5 protein-coding genes are annotated in these 6,149 nt (G+C 56.7%); 3 read left to right on the forward strand and 2 right to left on the reverse strand.

What is annotated here, in order from left to right; translation table 11 throughout:
* Positions 1-267: 267 nt before the first annotated feature.
* Together ACRXB1_RS27900 and ACRXB1_RS27905 are read left to right on the forward strand one after the other, a co-directional pair.
* Entirely contained in the window at positions 268-1,287 is a 1,020-nt protein-coding gene (locus tag ACRXB1_RS27900) for an IS110 family transposase (protein ID WP_449493861.1), read from the forward strand.
* Positions 1,288-1,553: 266 nt separating this feature from the next.
* A complete protein-coding gene (locus ACRXB1_RS27905; RefSeq protein WP_449493862.1) occupies positions 1,554-2,567 on the forward strand; it encodes an IS110 family transposase in 1,014 nt (337 codons plus the stop codon).
* 394 nt (positions 2,568-2,961) lie between these two features.
* Here the strand turns inward: ACRXB1_RS27905 and ACRXB1_RS27910 are convergent, their stop codons facing one another.
* Positions 2,962-3,627 (reverse strand): isochorismatase family protein, encoded by a 666-nt coding sequence (locus ACRXB1_RS27910; protein WP_449493863.1) that lies wholly within the window; start codon positions 3,625-3,627, stop codon positions 2,962-2,964.
* 351 nt (positions 3,628-3,978) lie between these two features.
* On the opposite strand from ACRXB1_RS27910, the gene ACRXB1_RS27915 reads away from it, so the two are divergent.
* The gene (locus tag ACRXB1_RS27915; RefSeq protein ID WP_449493864.1) at positions 3,979-4,551 is read left to right on the forward strand and encodes a hypothetical protein; all 573 of its coding nucleotides are present in this window, start codon (positions 3,979-3,981) and stop codon (positions 4,549-4,551) included.
* A gap of 507 nt (positions 4,552-5,058) precedes the next feature.
* On the opposite strand, the gene fahA is transcribed toward ACRXB1_RS27915, so the two are convergent.
* A partial coding sequence (gene fahA / locus ACRXB1_RS27920; protein WP_449493865.1) for a fumarylacetoacetase occupies positions 5,059-6,149 on the reverse strand: 1,091 nt, incomplete at its 5' end.

Genomic DNA, 6,149 nt, shown 5'->3' on the forward strand with positions numbered 1-6,149 from the left:
CTTGAAGAACGGTTAACGAGCATTCTCACTTTCGCACATTCGGGCGAACACGAGTTCTACTTTCCACACTCGCTTCGCCATCTCCACGACGGCCCGTTTCCGGGGGGAGGCGTCCATACCATCTGCATAAATCATGCAGGAATTGAGTTGAATGATATGGACGCTCCCCACCTAACGTGGTGTTTGACGTTAATGGCACTGCCGCAACAGAAATGCAAAATAGGGTAGATCATATTAGCTTCGCCGGTTAATCAAAGGGGATCCGTCATGACACATACCGTCGTTGGTGTGGATATCGCAAAGAACGTGATGCAAGTTCACTGGGTTGATCCTCAGACGGGCGAGGTCGTGAATCGACCGATAAAGCGAGCCGCTTTTCTCGAATATTTTGCTAACCGCTCGCCTTGTCTGATAGGAATGGAGTCGTGCAGCGGGTCACAACATTGGGCGCGGCAACTGGTCCAGATGGGTCACCAGGTAAAGTTAATGCCTGCAAAGTTCGTGAAAGCGTTCAATATTGCAAACAAAAGCGATGCTGCCGACGCACGTGCCATATGGATGGCGACTCAGATGCAAAGCAAGCCTGTGGCAATAAAGACAGAGTCTCAACAAGCTGTCCTAGCATTGCATAGGATGCGTCAGCAGCTCATCAAATTTCGAACGATGCAGATCAATAGTCTGCGAGGCTTGCTCACCGAGTACGGCGAAGTCATTGGCACTGGCCGCGCTGCTTTAGAGAAAGGCATAATCGGAGTTTTCGCCCGACTATCAGATCGGTTGCCTATGATGTTGATCGATACGCTTCGTGAGCAGTGGAACGGGGTTGATGAGATCGATCGGCAAGTCGCGCAGATTGAACGGCGTTTAAATGAATGGATGAAGAACAATGAGGCCGTCAAGGCGATTGCAGCCATCCCGGGCGTCGGATTGCTTAGCGCGACGGCGGCGGTTGCAACGATGGGCGACGCAGGAACGTTCAAGTCCGGCAGGGAGTTCGCGGCGTGGCTTGGTCTTGTTCCCGCGCAGAGCGGCTCCGGAGGCAAGGTAGCGTTACTCGGCATAAGTAAGCGAGGCGATACCTATCTCAGAACATTACTCGTGCATGGCGCTCGAAGCGTTATCTATCATGTCAAAGAGCCCGGGGCGTGGGTGGAACAGATGAAACTACGGCGTCCACTAAATGTCGTCATAGTAGCCATGGCAAACAAATTGGCTCGAATTATATGGGCAGTGCTCGCCCATCAAAAGCCTTATCAGAAAGGTCACAAGAGCGTTCGACCCATCTGACACCCAGTTTAAAGGCACGATGCTGTAGGAAAGGATGGAGTGTCCAAAGTTGCGGCGGTATTTGAGTGTAATGACAGAGCAGGTCGGACCTGGGATTCACCAAGCCTGAAAATTTGTCTGAGCCACTGAGCTCGTGAGTTGAATGAGGCGTGAATCCGCGGATTTCATAGGGGCCCGCAGCGAAGCAGGCTGCAATAAGGCTGATGGTATGGACTCCCGCCCCCTCCGGGGCGACACTGACCGCACCAACTCCTGGGAGAACGTCAATGCCTACGCTTACCATCGGTCTAGACATCGCAAAAAACGTGTTTCAGATTCACGGCGTTGATCGCCACGGGAAAGTGGTCATTCAGCGAAAGCTTCGCCGAAGTGACGTGCTGAAGTTCTTCGCAAAACTCGAATCTGGTCTGATTGGCATCGAAGCCTGCCACGGATCGCATTTTTGGGCTCGTGAATTGACTGCCTTAGGTCATACGGTCCGGTTGCTACCAACGCAGTACGTAAAGCCATTCCTCATCGGCGGCAAAAACGATGCGAATGACGCGGCTGCGATCTGTGCAGCAGTCACTCGTGCGGGCATCCACTTTGTCGCGATAAAAAGTGCGGAACAGCAGTCGCTGCAATCGGTGCATCGCATGCGCCAACGACTGGTCCTGGAGCGTACTGCCAAGTCCAATCAGATCCGAAGCATGTTTGCCGAAGAGGGTGTGATCTTCCCGATTGGTCTTCCGCAGTTAAAAAAGGGGGTGGTGGCGCTGGTCAACGACCCCGATTCCGGCATCACCACTTTGCTAAGACGGCTTGGAGCAATGTACCTTGAGCAACTGAAGGCATTGCAGCAATGGCTCGACGAGCTTGCCACCGAGATAGCGGAGATATTCAAAAGCAATGAGGCCTGCCAGCGGCTCGCTACAGTTCCGGGAATTGGGCCGGTTATTGCGACTGCGCTCGTGAGCAGTGTGGGCGATCCCTCGCAGTTCAGGAATGGGAGACAGTTCGCAGCCTGGCTGGGGCTAACGCCGATGCAGAGATCGAGTGGAGGCAAAACGCGATTAGGCGGTATCACAAAGCGCGGCGACACTTATCTAAGAACTTTGCTTGTACAGGGTGCCCGCGCGGTAATGCACTTCGTGAGTCGGCGCAATGACAGTCACAGCCAGTGGATCAAATCCGTTATGCAACGCCGTCACGTGAGCATCGCGGCGATCGCCCTGGCGAACAAGACGGCGCGCATCGCTTGGGCCATATTGACGGGCAACGGCTGTTTCAGGGCTGCATAGCAGGCTTCAGATATCGAGTACTGTTTCATTTCTTCCGCGATTGCGCAAGAAGCGGCAAGCATGGCGAACCGGTCGGACCGGCGCTTGCAGATCCTGATATATCCGACGGCTGCAGTACGAAGCCAGAAGGCCGATGAGGAGCAAGCGCGCAGATTTCCATGATGGCTCGTGCGGCAGTAAGCACATCAGAAGCCGAATGTACGGACGCAGTCGTGACCCTCAAAATGCAAACCGATCTTGCTCATAGGCGGGAGTCCATGTACGTATGTAGAACTGCAGCCCATCCTGTCCGTCACGCACTGAAAGACCTGGCGCAAAGGGGGGCGTCCATGTAGATAAATTTATATTGAAGAAAAAGAAGCGGGGCACTTAACGGCGCTGGAGTACCGCTCGTTCAGCCCTTGGTGGAGTGCAGATAGTCGATGCAGCGTGCAACGGGCTCGACGTCTGCAAACTTGGCATCGATATCGAACAGATTCCATTCGACCGCTCCCGGCACGCGATCTCCGATGCATTCACGCACGGCGATCGTGCGAAAGCCCTCGGCCAGACCGTCGCACAGTGTCGTGCGCACGCATGCGGAGGCCGTTACTCCGGTGACTAATATCGTATCGACGCCAGCTGCGCGCAGAAAGCCGGCGAGATAGGTACCGTGGAAAGCGCTCGCGCGTTTTTTAATGAGCACTTGCTCACCGGCGATCGGTGCAATCCGTGAATCGATCGCCCATAGCGATTCATCGGCCTGATCGACCACTTCAACCGGAATCTTGTTGTGCCAGAGACCCATATCCGTATGGGGATTTGATCGGTCGGTCACCTGGTAGCAGGTGGTCACATGGATCACCGGATGGTTGTTTTCGCGGCACGCGGTGAGCAAACGCTGCACGCCGGGGATGATCTGTTCGTCGATGTTCTCGCAGGTAAATGGATTGCCCGGGCGAGTCCATGCGTTGGCCAGGTCGACGTTGATGAGCGCAGGTTTCTTCCCAAAACCTACACGTCGCTGAAAGCCACGTTCTTTGTACAGCTCGGTGGCCTGAGCAAAGGCTTGCGTCAACATGTCGGTCAAAGTTGCAGTAGTCATGATTTGCCTCGTATTCGTTTCAAATGGACCTCGCCGCTAGGGCAGGCAGGACGAATTTAGGCTGGCCATTAATGCTCGTCTAATGCCGATTGGGCCAGTCTTATTGCTTATTTTGGTATCAATGATCCTGCGTTTTGCGACAATTCGCATGAGGCGAGGCCGGCAAGTGTTTTCCGTGTATCAACCCAGATTTTAATGAAAAAAAATGTTTTAAATCAAACGTATAGATAATGTTCAAGCCTGCTTGTTCGGATTGTCGGGGTGGCGTTTGCTGCGTAAAATCAGCCCATTCCCAATTCCACCCCGGTTTTACGGGGTCCAGACTCTATGCTCGAACCGCAACCCAACCTCCCGTCCGACAAGGCCGGCCGAGAAACAGTCCGCATCGTCCTGCGCCTGGACGATGCGATTACGGCCTACCGAGCGGGCCAGGAGAGTGGGGTGCGCGCGCTCGATCTTGACAGACACCTGTTGGAGGACTTGGCTGCTGAAGGCTTGAGTGGTGAAGCGGTGCGCGACGTTGAAAGTGCGATGGCTCGCCTGATGGCGATGCGACGGGTGCCGCGGCGCCCCGACCGCGTCGAGCTCGCGATCCTCACCGCGCTCGCCGACACCTACGGATCCGAGGTGCTGACCAATGCGTCGCTGGGTTATGCGCTGCGCCTGGTCGCCCGGCACGGCGGCGTCGCCATCGTGCAACGCGTGCTCTGGGGCGAGTCGGCCTCCGACGCGCAATTGGCGGTGATGCTCACCGCGACGCGCGCCGCATTTACGCAGATCTCACTCGCCTTCACGGACGCGTTCCTCGTCGACGCGCATGCGGTGCTCGCGGCCTATCGGGGACCGCCGCGAGCGCCTCCGCCGGGCGCCTCGGCCCCGAAGAAAAGCGACCATGACTGAAGCGCTCACGCTTACCTACGGCTACACCGCGGAAGATGGGGTTTGAGGTGCAGTGGAACGGTTAGCGTTTTTTTGCGTAACCGTTCCACTGCGCTTCAAACCCCTACTAATCTCCGTTTGAATATTTAACGCGTATTCATTCAGTATCGATCGCGTATTGATTGGCGATCGTTTTTATATAACTTTGATTCGAAAGTCACAGGACAGGCTGCGTGATGTACGTTCAAGCCAAGGCTTGCCCGCCCATCTCGGGAGCGGCCATCAAGCGACGTTGGCCAGCGCATTCACGCGGACACTCAAACGTCGACTCCGCCGGACAACGGATCTTCGTGCGCGGATTATGTCAGTGGCTTCGTCGGCCACAACGGCCGTTGCGTAAGCCGGCCGTCGCGAATGTAGCCTTACGAGAAATTCGCACGCTCACATACGCCCCTTTCCTGTCACTCGGATTGGATCTACGACAACCGTCTGCTCGCGCCGGTATCCCGCTGCGAGAGGTCCCGGCGCTTAGCACCTCGCCGGCAACACCATCCCGCGGCACTCCCCAAATCCGATGCGTGCAGCGCCGGCCTTTTCGCACCAGCCGCGCATGATGATGAGGTCGCCGTCTTCGAGGAACGTCCGCTGTTCGCCGTCGGGCAGACTCAGTGGCTGTTTTCCGCCTGTGGTAAGTTCAATAAGGGCGCCGGCCTGATCCAGGGAGGGGCCGGAGAGAGTACCAGTGCCCAAAAGGTCCCCGGGCTGCAGGTTGCAACCGTTCACGGTGTGATGCGCAACCATCTGCGCGATCGTCCAATAGGCATGCCGGGAACTGGTGAGGCTGAGCCGTGCGCCTGGCGTGCGGGCCGCGCGCATCGCTTCCGTTTCGAGGCAGACTTCGAGTTGCACGTCAATCGCGCCGACTTCGCGCTGTTGTGCCGAATCCAGATAAGGCAGAGGTTGGGGATCGCTTTCCGGCCTGGTGAAAGGGACCCGATACGGCGCAAGCGCTTCCAGCGTGACGATCCAGGGCGAGATGGTCGTTGCGAAGTTTTTTGAAAGGAAGGGTCCGAGTGGCTGGTATTCCCAAGCCTGAATATCACGGGCTGACCAGTCGTTGAGCAGGCACAGGCCGAAGACGTGCGATTCAGCCTCGGTGATCGGGACCGGCATCCCGGACTCGTTGCCCCTGCCGATAAAGATTCCAAGTTCCAGTTCATAGTCGAGGCGCTTGCAAGGACCGAACTCCGGTTGCGTTGCGCCTGCCGGGAAGGTCTGGCCAACTGGACGCGAGAACGCTTGGCCGGAAACGCCGATGGAGGACGCACGGCCGTGATAGCCGATCGGTACCCATTTGTAGTTTGGCATCAGTGGGTTGTCCGGCCGGAACAGCTTGCCGATATTAGTCGCATGATGCACCGACGTGTAGAAGTCTGTGTAGTCACCAATGCGCGCCGGAACGGTGTACTCGGCCTCCGCTTGCGGGACCAGCGTGTCAGCCACTTTTTCTGCCTCGGGCGCACCTGTGCGCAATGCTCGAGAGAGCGCGAGCCGCAGTGCGGACGAGGTTGCGGCTCCCATGGCCATCAGCCGGTTCAGGCTTGCGTCGCCGCACGCAA

The organism is Caballeronia sp. M23-90 (assembly GCF_053574605.1).

Bases quoted from the DNA above. Each gene is read 5' to 3' on its own strand.
- ACRXB1_RS27910 (WP_449493863.1), bottom strand. From the start codon at position 3,627: ATGTTGACGCAAGCCTTTGCTCAGGCCACCGAGCTGTACAAAGAACGT.
- ACRXB1_RS27905 (WP_449493862.1), top strand. From the start codon at position 1,554: ATGCCTACGCTTACCATCGGTCTAGACATCGCAAAAAACGTGTTTCAG.
- ACRXB1_RS27900 (WP_449493861.1), top strand. From the start codon at position 268: ATGACACATACCGTCGTTGGTGTGGATATCGCAAAGAACGTGATGCAA.
- ACRXB1_RS27915 (WP_449493864.1), top strand. From the start codon at position 3,979: ATGCTCGAACCGCAACCCAACCTCCCGTCCGACAAGGCCGGCCGAGAA.